The sequence below is a fragment of the Paraburkholderia steynii genome, from assembly GCF_900100565.1.
Lineage (GTDB): Bacteria > Pseudomonadota > Gammaproteobacteria > Burkholderiales > Burkholderiaceae > Paraburkholderia > Paraburkholderia terrae.
On the sequence record NZ_FNDI01000037.1, the window covers coordinates 68,927 to 82,806 of the forward strand.

Sequence of the window (13,880 nt, forward strand, 5' to 3'; positions counted from 1 at the left end):
CGATGGCCTTGCAATACGCTATCCCGCTCGACGCGGGCATGCCTCCGCGTGCCAACGCCCGCTGTCTGCCTCGCGTCGATGCCGCGCCGTGCGATGCCACGCTCGCGCGATTCGCGGTCGAGTCGCTGATCGAAGAAGCGCAACTGACGCCGAAACCCGCGCTCGTCGATGGGCGCGGCAGCGGTGCGCATCGCGATCTGGACTTGCCGCTGATGCTGCGCTCCGCCCACTCGCTCGAACCGAGTTTCGCGGCGCTGGCACGCGCATCGCGTGGCCGCCTGCCTTCGGCGACGCTGCGCGCGGAGCTTGCGCAGATCGGACGCGCTGGCGAACACGACATGATGCACGCGACGAACGGCAGCAATGCGCATCGCGGCGCGATCTGGATTGTCGGCCTGCTGGTCGCGGGCGCGGCCATCATTGCCGACGATGACGACAACGTTTTGCGCGAACTGCTGCCGTATGAACGCACGCACTCGCACGCCGCGCGCGTCTGCGAACTCGGCGCGCAGATCGCCTGCTTTCCCGACCGCTTCGCCGCACCCGTCGACAGTCATGGCGAGCGCGTGCGTCAACGGTTTAATGTCGGCGGCGCGCGTCAGGAAGCGCAGGACGGTTTCCCGCACGTAATTGGCGTCGGTCTGCCCGCGTTGCGCGCGGCACGCGCGAAAGGCATCGGCGAAAACGCTGCGCGTGTCGACACGCTGCTCGCGATCATGGCCGCGCTCGACGATACCTGCCTCCTGCATCGCGCCGGTCTCGCCGGTCTGCATGCGGGGCAACGCGGCGCGCGCGCCGTGCTCGCGGCGGGCGGCGTCACGACGGCGGCGGGACGCGCCGCGTTCGACGCGCTCGAAACCGAATTGCTTTCGCTCAACGCTTCTCCTGGCGGCGCAGCCGATCTGCTCGCCGCCACCCTCTTCATCGACAAGCTGGCGCGTCACGCTCCAGCGGGAGCTGAAAACTGATGGAACAGATGACTTTCGATTATCCGGCGCAACGCGCGATCACCACGCGCTCGCATGTGGGCGTGGTCGGTTCGGGCGATCTCGAAGTGCTGCTGTCGCCCGCCGGCGCGATGCAGGCGACCGTGACCGTGCGCACCAGCGTCGATGGCTACGGGCACATCTGGAAGAGCGTGCTCGACCGGTTCTTCACGCGCTATGACGGCGCGGCGCAGATCGAGATCAACGACTTCGGCGCGACGCCGGGCGTGGTCGCGCTGCGTCTCGCGGAGGCCATCGAAGCGGCCGACGAAGGAGCAAGCTCATGAGCACGGCGACGATCCAAAACCCACCTTCGATGCCGGTGTTGCGCGACAGCTTCATCGAGCTGACGGCACGCGAGCGCGCCCGCGCGCTGCTCGACGAAGGCACGTTCCGCGAACTGCTCGGCCCGTTCGACCGCATCGAATCGCCGTGGCTGCCGTTGCAAGGCATCGTCTGCCAGGCCGACGATGGCGCGGTGATCGCGCGCGGCACAATCGACGGCCAGCCGGCCGTGATCGCCGCGATCGAGTCGGCGTTTCAGGGCGGCAGCATCGGCGAAGTGTCGGGCAGCAAGATCGCCGCGGCGCTGGAACTCGCACTGCGCGATTGCGAGCGCGGCAAGATCGTGCGGCCCGTCGTGCTGTTCGAAACGGGCGGCGTGCGTTTGCAGGAAGCGAATCTGGGGCTGGCCGTGATCGCGGAGATGCAGGCGGCGATCGTCGCGTTACGGCGATACGTGCCCGTGGTCGGCGTGATCGCGGGCATGGTCGGTTGCTTCGGTGGCATGTCGCTCGCGGCCGGGCTGTGCTCGTATCTGGTCGCGACGAAACAGGGACGCCTCGGCATGAACGGCCCCGAAGTGATCGAACAGGAAGCGGGCATCGAAGAACTCGATTCGAGCGACCGGCGCCGCGTGTGGCAGATGATCGGCGGCGAGCAACGCACGGCGACAGGACTTGCCGACGCGCTCGTCGACGACGATGCGCACGCCGTCCAGGCAGCGGTTCGCGATGCGTTCGCGCGCGGCGTGCCGGCGGCGCATCGCACGGAACAGGTGGCTGAATATCTGGAGCGGCTCGCGCGCATCGATCCCGCGAACGTCACGCCCGAAACGATGCGCGATGTGTTCAAGCCAAACGAAGCGGCCACGCCGCGCAAGGGGCAATGATGAGCGATACGGTACTGACGCGCGGCATGCGCTGGTTCAAGGCGCTTGCGGGCGACACGTCGACGGCCGCGCCCGTCTGGTCCGGCGAGGCGCCGCTTGGCAACGAGATGGCGACCTTCTTCTCCGTCGTCCCCGACCCCGACAACCGCTTTCCGCGCGCGCGCGATAACGTCGTCGGACTCGAACAGGGCTGGAAGCTCGCGCAAGCGGTGCGTGAAGCGGTAGCGCGCGATGCGTCGTCGGAACACAAGCGCCCTATCGTCGCGATCGTCGATGTCAAAAGCCAGGCGTATGGATATCGCGAAGAGACGCTCGGCATTCATCTGGCGTGCGCGTCGGCTGTCGATGCGTATGCGAGCGCGCGCGACGCCGGGCATCCTGTGGTTGCGCTGATCGTCGGTCCTGCTATGTCGGGCGCGTTCCTCGCGCATGGCTATCAGGCGAACCGGATCGTCGCACTCGATGCGCCCGGCACGCTGGTACACGCGATGGGCAAGGAAGCCGCCGCGCGCGTCACGCGCCGCACGGTCGAAGAACTCGACAAGCTCGGCGAAACGATCACGCCGATGTCGTACACGATGGCGTCGTTCGCGAAGCTCGGGCTGCTCGACACGTTGATCGAAGGCGTCGATGCTGATGAGCCCACGCAAGCGCAAATCGAAAGCGTGCGCAGCGTGCTCGCGGAAGCGGCCAGGAGCGCCCGCTCGGATACGCGCGGGTTGTCGCGGCGGCTGGAGTCGGATGCGGCGAAGAAGACGCGCGCTGCGTCGATTGAAGTGCGGCGCAAGCTCGCCGAACAGTGGGACGCTGCGTGATGCGTGTTTGCGCGGCCGCGCCGTTTGCGCCAGAAGACGCGCTCGTTACTGACGATCTGCGCTGGCAAGCGCATGACATCGTGCGCTTGCGGCGGCTCGAATCGTTCGATAACGAACCGGCGTGGGTCCGCGCTGCGTTCGCGCGCGCGCCGTTCGTTGTCGTGCGGCGCGCGCAGGCGGCGGCAGGATTGGTAGCCATCGGGTTGCGCGGCGCGGCGCGCAATGAGCGGTATGGAACGTGGGCGCATAGTGATGATATCGAGGCTGTTTTCAGGCCTGAAGCGTTGTTGTCTTCTTCGTTGGATTCCGCGTTGCTTGTCGCCGATCGCGCCGCACTTCCCGTTTTCGTCGCGCTAGATGCGCTGCGGCGCGACACGTCATGCATTGATTCATTCATTTGGGGACCAACAGGAAGCGTCGGTTTCGAACTTGCATCCGGCAAGCCCACCGCCACCGCGACCAGCGACCTCGATTTATTAATACGGATGTCGAATCATTTACCACGCGACGAAGCACAACGCATCCAGGCGAAACTCGACGAACACGCAGCACATGCAGGCATCCGCATCGACGCGCAACTCGAAACGCCCGCAGGCGGCGTCGCGCTCGCCGAATACGCGTCCGGCAAGGCGCGCGTGATGGCGCGACATGCGAGCGGTCCACGGCTCGTCTCCGATCCTTGGGCGCTCTAATGCTCGCTTTTATTTTCCCTGGCCAGGGCGCGCAAACCGAAGGCTTCCTGCATCGCCTCGGCACGCATACCGCCATTCAGACAACGCTCGACGAAGCATCCGCCGTGCTGAACGTCGACGTGCTGACACTCGACACCCAAACAGCGCTCGAATCGACCGTCGCCGTGCAGATGGGCTTGCTGATCGCAGGCGTCGCAATACAGCGCGCGCTCGCCGCTGAAGGACTGGCGCCCGAACTGAGCGCGGGTTTGTCGGTGGGCGCGTATGCAGCCGCCGTGAGTTGCGGCGCAATCGACTTCGCGGCCGCGCTGCTCATGGTGCGCAAGCGCGCCGAACTGATGGAAACGGCGTATCCGCGTGGCTATGGCCTGTCCGCGATTGCCGGGCTGACCGAACACGAAATCGAGAAGCTCGCCGACTCGCAGGCGCGCGACGCCGCCGCACGCGTCTATGTCGGCAATGTAAACGCGCCGCGTCAGATCGTCGTGGCCGGCTCGGACGCTGCGCTCGATGCATTCAACGAGCGAGCGTTAGCGGCAGGCGCGCGCAAGGCGACGCGGCTCGCCGTCAGCGTGCCGTCGCATTGCGAACTGCTCGCGGCAGCCGCCGATGCGCTGACGGACTACGCGCGCGATGTCCCGTTTCGCGCGCCGTCGAGCGGCTATATCGGCAATCGCGGCGGCCGCGCGCTGTATACAGCGCATGCCGTGCGCGACGATCTCGCCACGAACATGCGCTACACGGTCCGCTGGTTCGACGCACTGACCGTGATGATCGAAATGGGCGCGAAGGTGTTCGTTGAAGCGCCGCCTGGCCAGGTACTGACCGATATCGTCCGCGAGCAGTACCCGGACATGGCCGCGATCGCAGCAAGCACACTGCCCTTCGAGCGGCTGGCGCCGACCATCCATCGACGCCTCGAATCGGCTGCCTGAAACCGATTCCTTATGCGCATAAATTTTTTAAAAGTTTTAACGTACTTGTAGCAGGAGCATGCGCAGCTAGCGTCCTGGCGTCACGAAGCGGAAGGTCAGGTTCACGCGTTCGCCCTGCACCTTCGGCTCCTTCGGCACGCGATGCCGCCACTCGGCCTGTGTCCGTCCGCGCATCACGAGGAGGCTGCCGCCCTTCAACGGATAAGACTGCACGACGTGCGTCTTGTTGTGCTGCAGATCGAAGCGTCGCGTCGCGCCGAGGCTGACGGACGCGATCACCGGCTCCTTGCCGAGTTCGGGCTCCCGATCCGCATGCCAGCCCATGCTGTCCGCGCCGCTGCGATAGCGGTTGAGCAGCACGCTATTGAACGGCGCGCCGCAAGTTGCTTCAACGGCGGCTTTCAGTTCCGCGACGGCGGGCGTCCACGGCGACGGCACGTTGCGGATGCCCGAGTACACATAGACGGCATCGGACTCGCCTTGCCATGCCGTCAGGCGCGGCAACGGCACGCGGCCGGCGGGTGTGAACATCGAATCCTGCTGCCAGGCGACTTCGTCGACGATGCGCGCGAGCAGCGTGGCAGCGGCATCGGGCGTGAGCCAGTCGGGGAACCACGCCACATCGGGCGTTGGCAAATCGTCGAACAGATCGGCGGACATTGCGTTGCAATCGCGAGCGCACAACACTGCATTGCGCTCGCGAAACCTCTCTTCACAGGAAACAGCGGGTATTATCGAACGCGCCGCTGCCGCGGGTCATCCGCCAGCTTGCGCTTTCATTCGACTTTTCGTCATTCAGCCCATCATCATGATTCTTTCCGACGACGCTCTCGATCAACTATTCCGCACCGCCCGCACGCACAACGGCTGGCAGACGCGGCCCGTCGACGATGCACTTCTCAGGCAACTGGTCGACCTCGTTTTGCTCGGCCCGACCTCGGCCAATTCGAGCCCCGCACGTTTCGTGTTCGTGAAGACACCGGAAGGCAAGGCGCGGCTGAGTCCCGCGCTGTCCGCAGGCAATCTGGAAAAGACGATGGCCGCGCCCGTCACGGTGATCGTCGGCATGGACATGGCCTTCTACGACCACTTGCCGAAGCTCTTCCCGCACGCCGATGCGCGCAGCTGGTTCGCGGGCAACGAAGCCGCGATCGCCGAAACCGCGTTCCGCAACTCGACGCTGCAAGGCGGCTATCTGATCATGGCTGCACGTGCGCTCGGCCTCGACACGGGCGCGATGTCCGGCTTCGACAAGGCGAAAGTGGATGCCGAGTTCTTCGCGGGCACGACGGTCCGGTCGAACTTCCTGATCAATCTCGGCTACGGCGACGCGTCGAAGCTGTTCCCGCGCAGCCCGCGTTTCTCGTTCGACGAAGCGGCGCAAATCGTCTGACGCCCGCTGGCGTTACCCTAAGCCCGCCGCGCGCCGGGCAGCGTCAGCTTGCCATCAGCGCGACGTAGAACACGATCGCGCCGATCAGCGCGCCGACGAAGCAGAAACCCTCTTCCGCCTCGTCTCCGCGCGATCGCAGCCACGCCCCGACCACGCCGAACAGGCCCGCCACGCCGAGCGCGACGAACACCATCACGACGTAAAAGAGCGCGGTGCGCCCCAGTTCGGAAAAGTCGATGTGCTGGACGCCGTAGTAGACGCCAAGCGCCATCAGCGACAGCACGACCATAGGCAGCATCACGTGACTGCCTTCGTAACCGATGTGATGCTCGCGATGCGCGAACTTTGTCGTTTTCATCATTCGTCTCCTCCCAAACCGCAAACCGATTGGGCGATCAGGCGCAGCTGCCGCCTGCAGAGGAGTGTCTCGCGCGCCCGTGATACCGGGAACGGGATGCGAGGCCTGCCGCCGACAGTCACGCTCCATTTCAGAATAGTCCGTTCATGCGTCCAATTCAATAGTCATTTAATAAGCATTTAATCGGCATGACGAAGAACTTGCAGCGTACGTATGCTGCATCGCAATGCCCACATATTGGCGTTGCCCCGACATGTCCGTACAGCTTCGGCAAGCGCGCTGAACTGCTTGTAGAATGATTGGCCGCCGCTCTGCAACGGCGTGCGCTTTCTGCGACTCACCTTCCGCGCAATCCGCGCCCCACTTTCACCTATGCGCCGCCTATCGTTTTTCGTCCGGATCATTGCCATCGGCATCCTGCTGCACGTGTATGTCGGCATCCGGATCATTCCCGAACTGCCCGTCGATGCCGCCGTGAAAGGGCTGTGCGCGCTGTGGCTCGTGCTGTCCGTGCTGCTGATTCCCGTCGGCATGATCGCGCGCTCGCTGCAGCGGCAGCCGCTCGGCGACCGGCTCGCGTGGGCGGGGTTGATCGCACTGGGTCTTTTCTCGTCGCTGCTCGTGTTGACGTTCGCGCGCGAATTGCTGCTGCTCGTCGTGATGATCGTTCGCGCAATCTCGCCGGAAGTAGTGAACCCCGCGGGCTGGGAGATCAATAGCGCGATCGCCGTGCCGCTGCTCGCGCTGCTGTCGACTGCTATCGGCTTTTTCAATGCGCGACGCCGTGCGCGTGTCGTGTCGATCGACGTGCCGATCAAAGACCTGCCGCACGCGCTCGACGGCTTCACCATCGTGCAGATCAGCGACATTCACGTCGGGCCGACCATCAAGCGCGGTTACGTCGATGCGATCGTCGATGCCGTGAACCGGCTCGAGCCGGATCTGATCGCAGTGACGGGCGATGTCGTCGACGGCAGCGTCGAGCATCTTGCCGATCACACGCGGCCGCTGTCGCGGCTGAGCGCGCGGCATGGCGCGTATCTGGTGACGGGGAATCACGAATACTATTCGGGCGCCCATGCGTGGATTGCCGAGTTTCAGCGGCTCGGCCTGCACGTGCTGCTCAACGAGCATGTCGTCGTCGAGCACGATGGCGCGCAGGCGGTGATCGCGGGCGTCACCGATTTTTCCGCAGGGCATTTCGATCCCGCGCACGAGAGCGATCCCGCTGCGGCGCTCGAAGGCGCGCCTGGCGACGTGCTGATCAAGGTGCTGCTCGCGCATCAGCCGCGCTCGGCGGAAGCGGCGGCCGATGCGGGCTTCACGTTGCAACTGTCCGGCCATACGCATGGCGGCCAGTTCTTTCCGTGGAATTTTGCGGTGCGGCTGCAACAGCCTTTCGTGGCCGGTCTTTCGCGTCTCGACGACCTGTGGGTCTATACGAGCCGCGGGACCGGGTATTGGGGACCACCCAAGCGTCTGGGCGCGCCGTCGGAGATCACGCGCTTGCGTCTGGTCGGCGGCGGCACCTGACGTCCGTCAGTTCAATTACGTCACGCTGTGACGTTTCGCTCCGGCAGCATCGATCCCGTTTCCTGGAAGCGCGCGTGCCATGCGAACGCTTCGCGCAGCACGTGCGGCGTTTGCCCGCCAAAGCGCAGCGCGTCGCGATAGTAGTCACGCAGCAAATCGCGATACAGCGGATGCACGCATTGGTCGATGATCAGCGACGCCCGTTCGCGCGGCGCGAGTCCGCGCAGGTCCGCAAGACCGATCTCCGTCACGACGATATCGACATCGTGTTCGTTGTGGTCCACGTGCGGCACCATCGGCACGACGCTCGAAATCGCGCCGTCCTTGGCGATCGATTTCGTCGCGAAGATCGCGCACGACGCATTGCGCGCGAAGTCGCCCGAACCACCGATGCCGTTCATCATGTGCGTGCCGCCGACATGCGTCGAATTCACGTTGCCGTAGATGTCGAATTCGAGCGCGGTGTTCAGCGCGATCAGGCCCAGACGGCGAATCACTTCGGGATGGTTGCTGACCTCTTGCGGACGCAGCACGAGCCGGTCGCGATAGCGCGCGAGATCGCCGAACACCTGCGCCTGGCGCTTTTCCGTCAACGTGATCGACGCGCCCGACGCGAACGTGACCTTGCCGGCATCCATCAGATCGAAGGTCGAATCCTGCAGGACTTCCGAGTAGATCGAGAACGGCTCGAACGGCGAATCGGCGAAGCCGGCCAGCACCGCATTCGCAATCGTGCCGATGCCCGCTTGCAACGGCGGCAACGGCGAAGGCATGCGTCCATGCGCCACTTCATGCTGCAGGAACTCGATCAGATGGCCGGCGATCAACGCCGTGTCTTCGTCGGCGGGCAATGCAGTCGATGGGCTGTCGGGCTTGTTCGTGATGACGATGGCGGCGATCTTTTCGGGCGGGATCTCGATCGCCGTCGTGCCGACGCGATCGCTCGGGCGCACGACGGGCAGCGGATCGCGATGCGGACGGCGGCCCGGAATCCAGATGTCGTGCAGGCCTTCGAGCGCGAGCGGCTGCGCCAGATTGATTTCGACGATCACCTTGTCGGCGAGAATCGCGAAGCTCGCCGAATTGCCGACTGATGTGGTCGGCACGATGCCGCCCGTCTCGGTGATCGCGACGGCTTCGATGATCGCGACGTCGAGCTTGCCGAGCTGGCCGGCGCGCAACATTTCGACCGTCTCCGACAGATGCTGGTCGACGAACATCACGTCGCCGCGATTGATCGCCTTGCGCAAGGTGCTGTCGACCTGGAACGGCATACGGCGCGCGAGCACACCGGCGTCCGTCAACAGACTGTCGACGCCGTGACCCAGCGATGCGCCCGTTATCAACGTGATCCGCAGCGGCTTGCCTTCGCTGCGCGCGCGTTCGGCCAGCGCAACGGGAACTGCCTTCGCATCGCCCGCGCGCGTGAAGCCGCTCGCGCCGACGCGCATGCCATTGTCGATCAGCAGCGCTGCCTGCGCCGCCGATGTGATCTTGCCGCGCACCGCGGCACAGCGAATCCGGTCTTCGTACATGATGAAAGTCTCTCCGATGTCACGCTCGCGAAAGCCGGTTTGCACGTCTTGTTGTTGGTGTGCGTGGTCCGGCTGTCGCTCGATTTCCGCTCATTCCGCCCGATGCTTCAGGCGGCTGCGCGGTGCCGCTCTGGTCAGCTACCGAAATACATCACGCAGTAGCTCACGGGACCGACACACTCATCGGCCTTCTTCGCCCGCTTCGCGACGGGACGCCCCGCTTCGGGTTGCGCGACGCGTGCTGCGTTCGCCTGTGCGACCTGTTGCGCGCTTTCGTCCGCCGGCGCCGTCTGCGCGTGCGCAAGCGCCGCAGCGGACAACGAACAGGCAATCAGGACCAACTTCAGCGCTTTCATTTCAATCTCTCCAGTTGTTTCAATGGCTGCGTAAGCAGTGGTTCCAATATATGACTGAGATCGGCGTGGATTAAGAGGGACGGCTGGAAGGCATTCTTCCTGGTTGCGGCAAGATCGGTTTAGGCTCGGGCTTTCGCGTTTGCGCTGGGCGTCGTGACGGCGCAAAAGACTGTTGTGTCGATTGCATTGTTCGAGATGTGCCGGGGATCAACGCGTGTCGAACGGCGCGCCTTTGTCGAGCAGCGCCGTGCGGATGAAATGCAGGCAACTGAGGATGCGCTGCTGATCGTGACGCTTCTCGCGGTCCGCATGGACGGCTTCCAGCACTTGCTGAACAACCCGCATCGCCGCACGCACGGAGATTTGCGTTCGTTCGGCATGCGTTTTGTCGGGCCGCTCGAATAGCTGCGCGAGATCGCGCGTGACGCGATCGAGAGACGGCTTCCATCGGGCGTGTGCGTCGCTTGCGTATGTGGCGCGTTCGATCTCGCTGCGTAGATCGATAGTCGCGTGCCCGACTTCGAGCGTGACGAGCATCCATCTGAGCGCGTTGCGATGGCGTCGCGAACGCTTCGGCAGCAGCATGCGCAACTGGTGCATCAGATCGTGCGTGCTCGACTGGAAGCGATGTGCGAGACCCGCGAGCGGCGCCGTGCATGCCAGCGTGACCTGGCTGCGCAGGTCGCCTTCGATACGCGCGATCAGCCACGGCATCTGCACCGGGAACACGATCGCGGCGCCGATGGCCGTCACGAGCATCGACACGACGATCGCAATGCCATTGTTGATCAGCAGATCGGGCGCGTAGACGACGACGTTGTCGGGCGCGGCGAGCAGGCAGAAAAAGACCGTGAAGCCGACGCCGTAACCCGCTGTCTTCGTCCGCGACGCGAAGAAGGTGCCGACGGCGAGCACGGGCGCGAGCATCGCGCACAGCAGCGGAAAACCATCGACCGCGGGATACACATAGCACGTGACCAGATAGCCGGCGATCGTCGCGCACGCCGCGCCGACCGACATCTGCAGCGCGAGCTTGACGGGGTTCGGCGCCGCGGAAGTCAGCGCGCACGTGAGCGCGGCGCCGATCACGGCCATGCCGCCGCTCGGCCAGTTCGTCGCGATCCAGAACCAGCTGATCGCGCCGACGACAGCCGCCGTGCGCGCGAACGTGCAGGCGACCACGAACGCGTTGGTCCGGCTGACGTAGCGCACTGGCGGCCGCTCGCGCGCCGGATTGTGATTGGTCTCCAGCGACGCATACGTGTCGATATAGCGGATGAACTCGACGACGAAGCGATACAGCAATTCGCCAGCGGTATCGAAATCGGGTAGACACTGCGGCTCGTCCGATTCCAGCGGACGGCGTGTCGCACGCATTCTGGCGGGCAGCGTCGCCTGGAAGGCTTTGAGTCTGATCGCGATGCGTGCGGCATCGGATGAATCGAAGCGGCGCTCTTTGTGTGCGCCGAGCAATTGCGAAAGTTCGTGGAAATATGGCGCCGTCGCTTGCACGGCCTGGACAGACGGGTTGCCGCGCAGGCGCTTTCTCAACTGATGCAGCGCGTGCAGTCGTGCGCAGACGTCCATGAACTCGTGGTTCAACCTTGCAAGCACCTGACTGCGCGAGCGCATGCCAGGGTCCTCGAAAGCAGCGAACGCGCGTGTGGCCTCGAAGCCCACGACTTCATCGACGAGGTCCGCGAAATAACGCTCCGACGTGCCGCGCTCGACGGCCCCATCGAGCACTTTCACTGCGAAGGTCGTAAAATTCAGATGCCTCGATTGCAGTGCGTTTTGCAGTGCGAGGCTCGATCGACGCGGCACGATCAGCGCGCTGACGGCCGCCGAGCAGACGATGCCGATCGCCACTTCCGCGGCGCGCGTCAACGCGGCGAGGAACAGGCCATTCGGTTCCATCACGGTCGGAATGCCGATCAACGCCGCGGTATAGCCAGCCAGCACGAAGCCATACCATCGAAAATGCCGATACCGGACCGCCGCCGCCACACACACGCCCATCCAGGCGGTGATGCCGAGCATGTACAGCTCGGGCTGCTGCGCGAACAGTGCGCCGAGCAGCAGCGCGGCCAGCATGCCGACGAACGTTCCGACAATCCGATAAAAGCTCTTCGCGAGTACCATCCCGCTGAACGGCTGCATCAGGACGAACACCGTCGTCATTGCGGTGCGCGGTTGCTGCAATTCGAGCAGCATCGCTATGCCCAGCGCAAGCAGCGCGGCCAGTACCGTCTTGAACAGATGAAGCCAGATGAGGCCGTCGGTGGTCGCCCACTCTGTGCCGGCGTCGGCGATCGCGCGCAGCATGCCAGCTCGCCATCCGAAAGTATCGGACGACACTTGCTTGATCGCATGCTGGCGTTTCATGATTAATACCGCGCGGGGTCCTAGTCTGAGGAATGCGCGAATCGACTGGCGCACGCCTACCCTGAAGGCGCCGATTGTAGGAGCCAACGATGTGTGGATTAATGCGAGGCGTCGGGAACGTCCCTTCCAGATCCCTCAACAATGGCGGCCCGCGACAGGCGGACAATAACGCTTTGATGTCGATCAAGAAGGATTGATGGATACGTTACAAAACATGCGAGTGTTCGTGCGCGTCGTCGAAGCGGGCAGCTTCACGGCAGCGGCGCAATCGCTCAATACGACCACGGGCGCGATGTCTCGTGCGGTTTCAGAACTCGAGGCGCATTTGCGGACGCGTCTGCTCAATCGATCGACACGGCGCCTCGCATTGACGACTGCCGGTGAGACATATCTGAAGCGATGTCAGCAGATTCTTGCTGATATCGACAATGCGGAAGAAGAAGCGAGTGGCGCGCATGAGCGCCCGTCGGGCGTGCTGCGGATGCATAGCTTTGCGAGCATCGGGCAGCATTATGTGTTGCCTGCCATTTCGCGGTATCGCGCACTGTATCCCGAAGTCGCCGTCGAGCTGACGCTCTCGCAGCAGTTGCCGGATCTGTTCGAAGGAAGCGCGGATGTGGCCGTCGTGGGCGCGTCGACGCTGCCCAATTCGGATCTCGTGTCGCTGTTGCTTGGGACCACGTTCAGCATTTTGTGCGCGTCGCCTGCGTATATTCACGCGCACGATGCGCCCAAAACGCCCGCCGATCTGTTGCATCACGACTGTCTGTTGCTCAAGACACCCGCTTTTCCGACCAGCGAATGGACACTGGATGGCCCTAACGGCAGCGAAGTGCTGAATGTGAACGGGCCCGTGCAGGTGAATATCGCCGAATCGCTGATCGTCGCGATTCGCGAGGGTATTGGGATCGGGATATTGCCGTTGTACGCCGCTATCGATGGATTGCGATCAGGGTCACTCGTGCGCGTGCTGCCGGAGTACACGCTGCAGAAGATGAATGTCTATGCGCTGTATCCCTCGCGCAAGTTCATCGATGCGAAAACGAGGACCTGGGTGGAGTTTTTGCGGACGCATTTGCCGCAGGTTATTGCTCGCGATGTCGCGCTGTTGGGGGAAGTTGGCCGCCAGAATATCGCCGCCGATGATGCGCTGCACGCGAATGAAGGTGGCGAAGCTGCACCGCGCAGTTAAGCAGTGAGGTGAGACGCGTGGCCGGCGAGTTTGCGTTGTTGGCTGGATCGCCGGCTGCGTGGATCTGCGTGGGACAGTTGTCTTGCGACTAGGCGGTATCGTCAACGCTATCGCGTGACGGCTATGCCGCGGAATGTCGATTCAAGATGGCAGGGATGAACACGCGCGGACTATTGCGGCCCGGCCACGCCGTCGTGGCGCGACGTTAAAACGTGTGCCCCACAAACGCCAAGACCCCGCTTTTGAGGGCGGGGTCTTGTCTTGGGTAAGGAGCCTGACGATTACCTACTTTCACACGGGCAATCCGCACTATCATCGGCGTGGAGTCGTTTCACGGTCCTGTTCGGGATGGGAAGGGGTGGTACCGACTCGCTATGGTCATCAGGCATGACGGGTTGCTGCGTCGCATTTGGGGTGCGCCACAGCCAATCTGGAAGAAGCGTAAAGAGGGTGTTGGGTTGTGTTGTTTCTGGCACAACACTGATCTCAACCTGTGTGTCTGCTGGAGACCCTGCGCTGCGCGCAGGGT

The 13,880-nt window shown here is 63.9% G+C and carries 14 protein-coding genes and 1 rRNA gene; 9 read left to right on the top strand and 6 right to left on the bottom strand.

Going from position 1 to position 13,880, the window contains the following annotated elements; translation table 11 throughout:
• Positions 1-2: 2 nt before the first annotated feature.
• The 6 genes from BLT65_RS40270 to mdcH are packed head-to-tail and all read left to right on the top strand — an operon-like array spanning position 3 to position 4,599.
• Positions 3-968: a triphosphoribosyl-dephospho-CoA synthase gene (locus BLT65_RS40270; protein WP_091789194.1), complete on the top strand. Its 966-nt coding sequence runs from the start codon at positions 3-5 to the stop codon at positions 966-968.
• On the top strand, positions 968-1,273 hold the full coding sequence (locus tag BLT65_RS40275; RefSeq protein WP_042315482.1) for a malonate decarboxylase subunit delta: 306 nt from the start codon (positions 968-970) through the stop codon (positions 1,271-1,273). The genes BLT65_RS40270 and BLT65_RS40275 overlap by 1 nt, the downstream gene beginning before the upstream one ends.
• A complete protein-coding gene (locus BLT65_RS40280; RefSeq protein ID WP_091789197.1) occupies positions 1,270-2,157 on the top strand; it encodes a biotin-independent malonate decarboxylase subunit beta in 888 nt (295 codons plus the stop codon). Before BLT65_RS40275 ends, BLT65_RS40280 begins: the two co-directional genes overlap by 4 nt.
• On the top strand, positions 2,157-2,972 hold the full coding sequence (gene mdcE, locus BLT65_RS40285; protein WP_042315495.1) for a biotin-independent malonate decarboxylase subunit gamma: 816 nt from the start codon (positions 2,157-2,159) through the stop codon (positions 2,970-2,972). The genes BLT65_RS40280 and mdcE overlap by 1 nt, the downstream gene beginning before the upstream one ends.
• Positions 2,972-3,664: a malonate decarboxylase holo-ACP synthase gene (locus BLT65_RS40290; RefSeq protein WP_091789199.1), complete on the top strand. Its 693-nt coding sequence runs from the start codon at positions 2,972-2,974 to the stop codon at positions 3,662-3,664. Before mdcE ends, BLT65_RS40290 begins: the two co-directional genes overlap by 1 nt.
• A complete protein-coding gene (gene mdcH / locus BLT65_RS40295; protein WP_091789203.1) occupies positions 3,664-4,599 on the top strand; it encodes a malonate decarboxylase subunit epsilon in 936 nt (311 codons plus the stop codon). Before BLT65_RS40290 ends, mdcH begins: the two co-directional genes overlap by 1 nt.
• A gap of 66 nt (positions 4,600-4,665) precedes the next feature.
• Here mdcH and BLT65_RS40300 read toward each other — a convergent pair whose 3' ends face one another.
• Positions 4,666-5,259 (bottom strand): alpha-ketoglutarate-dependent dioxygenase AlkB family protein, encoded by a 594-nt coding sequence (locus BLT65_RS40300; RefSeq protein ID WP_091789206.1) that lies wholly within the window; start codon positions 5,257-5,259, stop codon positions 4,666-4,668.
• A 148-nt stretch (positions 5,260-5,407) separates the two neighbouring features.
• Between BLT65_RS40300 and BLT65_RS40305 the strand changes: the two genes are divergently transcribed.
• On the top strand, positions 5,408-5,992 hold the full coding sequence (locus BLT65_RS40305; RefSeq protein ID WP_091789234.1) for a malonic semialdehyde reductase: 585 nt from the start codon (positions 5,408-5,410) through the stop codon (positions 5,990-5,992).
• Between the two features lie 43 nt (positions 5,993-6,035).
• Here the strand turns inward: BLT65_RS40305 and BLT65_RS40310 are convergent, their stop codons facing one another.
• Positions 6,036-6,350, bottom strand: coding sequence for a hypothetical protein (locus BLT65_RS40310; RefSeq protein ID WP_007739009.1), 315 nt, complete (start codon positions 6,348-6,350; stop codon positions 6,036-6,038).
• 372 nt (positions 6,351-6,722) lie between these two features.
• Between BLT65_RS40310 and BLT65_RS40315 the strand changes: the two genes are divergently transcribed.
• Complete coding sequence (locus BLT65_RS40315; RefSeq protein ID WP_091789209.1) at positions 6,723-7,883, top strand: metallophosphoesterase; 1,161 nt, start codon at positions 6,723-6,725, stop codon at positions 7,881-7,883.
• Positions 7,884-7,903: 20 nt separating this feature from the next.
• Here BLT65_RS40315 and BLT65_RS40320 read toward each other — a convergent pair whose 3' ends face one another.
• The 3 genes from BLT65_RS40320 to BLT65_RS40330 all read right to left on the bottom strand — a co-directional run bounded on the left by BLT65_RS40320 (position 7,904) and on the right by BLT65_RS40330 (position 12,159).
• The gene (locus tag BLT65_RS40320) at positions 7,904-9,418 is read right to left on the bottom strand and encodes an acetyl-CoA hydrolase/transferase family protein (protein WP_091789212.1); all 1,515 of its coding nucleotides are present in this window, start codon (positions 9,416-9,418) and stop codon (positions 7,904-7,906) included.
• Between the two features lie 134 nt (positions 9,419-9,552).
• Positions 9,553-9,774: a hypothetical protein gene (locus BLT65_RS40325; RefSeq protein WP_091789215.1), complete on the bottom strand. Its 222-nt coding sequence runs from the start codon at positions 9,772-9,774 to the stop codon at positions 9,553-9,555.
• A 207-nt stretch (positions 9,775-9,981) separates the two neighbouring features.
• The gene (locus tag BLT65_RS40330; RefSeq protein ID WP_091789218.1) at positions 9,982-12,159 is read right to left on the bottom strand and encodes an FUSC family protein; all 2,178 of its coding nucleotides are present in this window, start codon (positions 12,157-12,159) and stop codon (positions 9,982-9,984) included.
• A gap of 196 nt (positions 12,160-12,355) precedes the next feature.
• Between BLT65_RS40330 and BLT65_RS40335 the strand changes: the two genes are divergently transcribed.
• Complete coding sequence (locus tag BLT65_RS40335) at positions 12,356-13,351, top strand: LysR family transcriptional regulator (RefSeq protein WP_091789221.1); 996 nt, start codon at positions 12,356-12,358, stop codon at positions 13,349-13,351.
• 272 nt (positions 13,352-13,623) lie between these two features.
• Here BLT65_RS40335 and rrf read toward each other — a convergent pair.
• Positions 13,624-13,737: ribosomal RNA gene (gene rrf / locus BLT65_RS40340) — 5S ribosomal RNA — on the bottom strand.
• Positions 13,738-13,880 lie beyond the last annotated feature (143 nt).

What these genes read in the sequence shown, in the direction of transcription:
- BLT65_RS40270 (WP_091789194.1), top strand. Translation starts at nt 3, where the DNA reads ATGGCCTTGCAATACGCTATCCCGCTCGACGCGGGCATGCCTCCGCGT.
- BLT65_RS40275 (WP_042315482.1), top strand. Translation starts at nt 968, where the DNA reads ATGGAACAGATGACTTTCGATTATCCGGCGCAACGCGCGATCACCACG.
- BLT65_RS40280 (WP_091789197.1), top strand. Translation starts at nt 1,270, where the DNA reads ATGAGCACGGCGACGATCCAAAACCCACCTTCGATGCCGGTGTTGCGC.
- mdcE (WP_042315495.1), top strand. Translation starts at nt 2,157, where the DNA reads ATGAGCGATACGGTACTGACGCGCGGCATGCGCTGGTTCAAGGCGCTT.
- BLT65_RS40290 (WP_091789199.1), top strand. Translation starts at nt 2,972, where the DNA reads ATGCGTGTTTGCGCGGCCGCGCCGTTTGCGCCAGAAGACGCGCTCGTT.
- mdcH (WP_091789203.1), top strand. Translation starts at nt 3,664, where the DNA reads ATGCTCGCTTTTATTTTCCCTGGCCAGGGCGCGCAAACCGAAGGCTTC.
- BLT65_RS40300 (WP_091789206.1), bottom strand. Translation starts at nt 5,259, where the DNA reads ATGTCCGCCGATCTGTTCGACGATTTGCCAACGCCCGATGTGGCGTGG.
- BLT65_RS40305 (WP_091789234.1), top strand. Translation starts at nt 5,408, where the DNA reads ATGATTCTTTCCGACGACGCTCTCGATCAACTATTCCGCACCGCCCGC.
- BLT65_RS40310 (WP_007739009.1), bottom strand. Translation starts at nt 6,350, where the DNA reads ATGAAAACGACAAAGTTCGCGCATCGCGAGCATCACATCGGTTACGAA.
- BLT65_RS40315 (WP_091789209.1), top strand. Translation starts at nt 6,723, where the DNA reads ATGCGCCGCCTATCGTTTTTCGTCCGGATCATTGCCATCGGCATCCTG.
- BLT65_RS40320 (WP_091789212.1), bottom strand. Translation starts at nt 9,418, where the DNA reads ATGTACGAAGACCGGATTCGCTGTGCCGCGGTGCGCGGCAAGATCACA.
- BLT65_RS40325 (WP_091789215.1), bottom strand. Translation starts at nt 9,774, where the DNA reads ATGAAAGCGCTGAAGTTGGTCCTGATTGCCTGTTCGTTGTCCGCTGCG.
- BLT65_RS40330 (WP_091789218.1), bottom strand. Translation starts at nt 12,159, where the DNA reads ATGAAACGCCAGCATGCGATCAAGCAAGTGTCGTCCGATACTTTCGGA.
- BLT65_RS40335 (WP_091789221.1), top strand. Translation starts at nt 12,356, where the DNA reads ATGGATACGTTACAAAACATGCGAGTGTTCGTGCGCGTCGTCGAAGCG.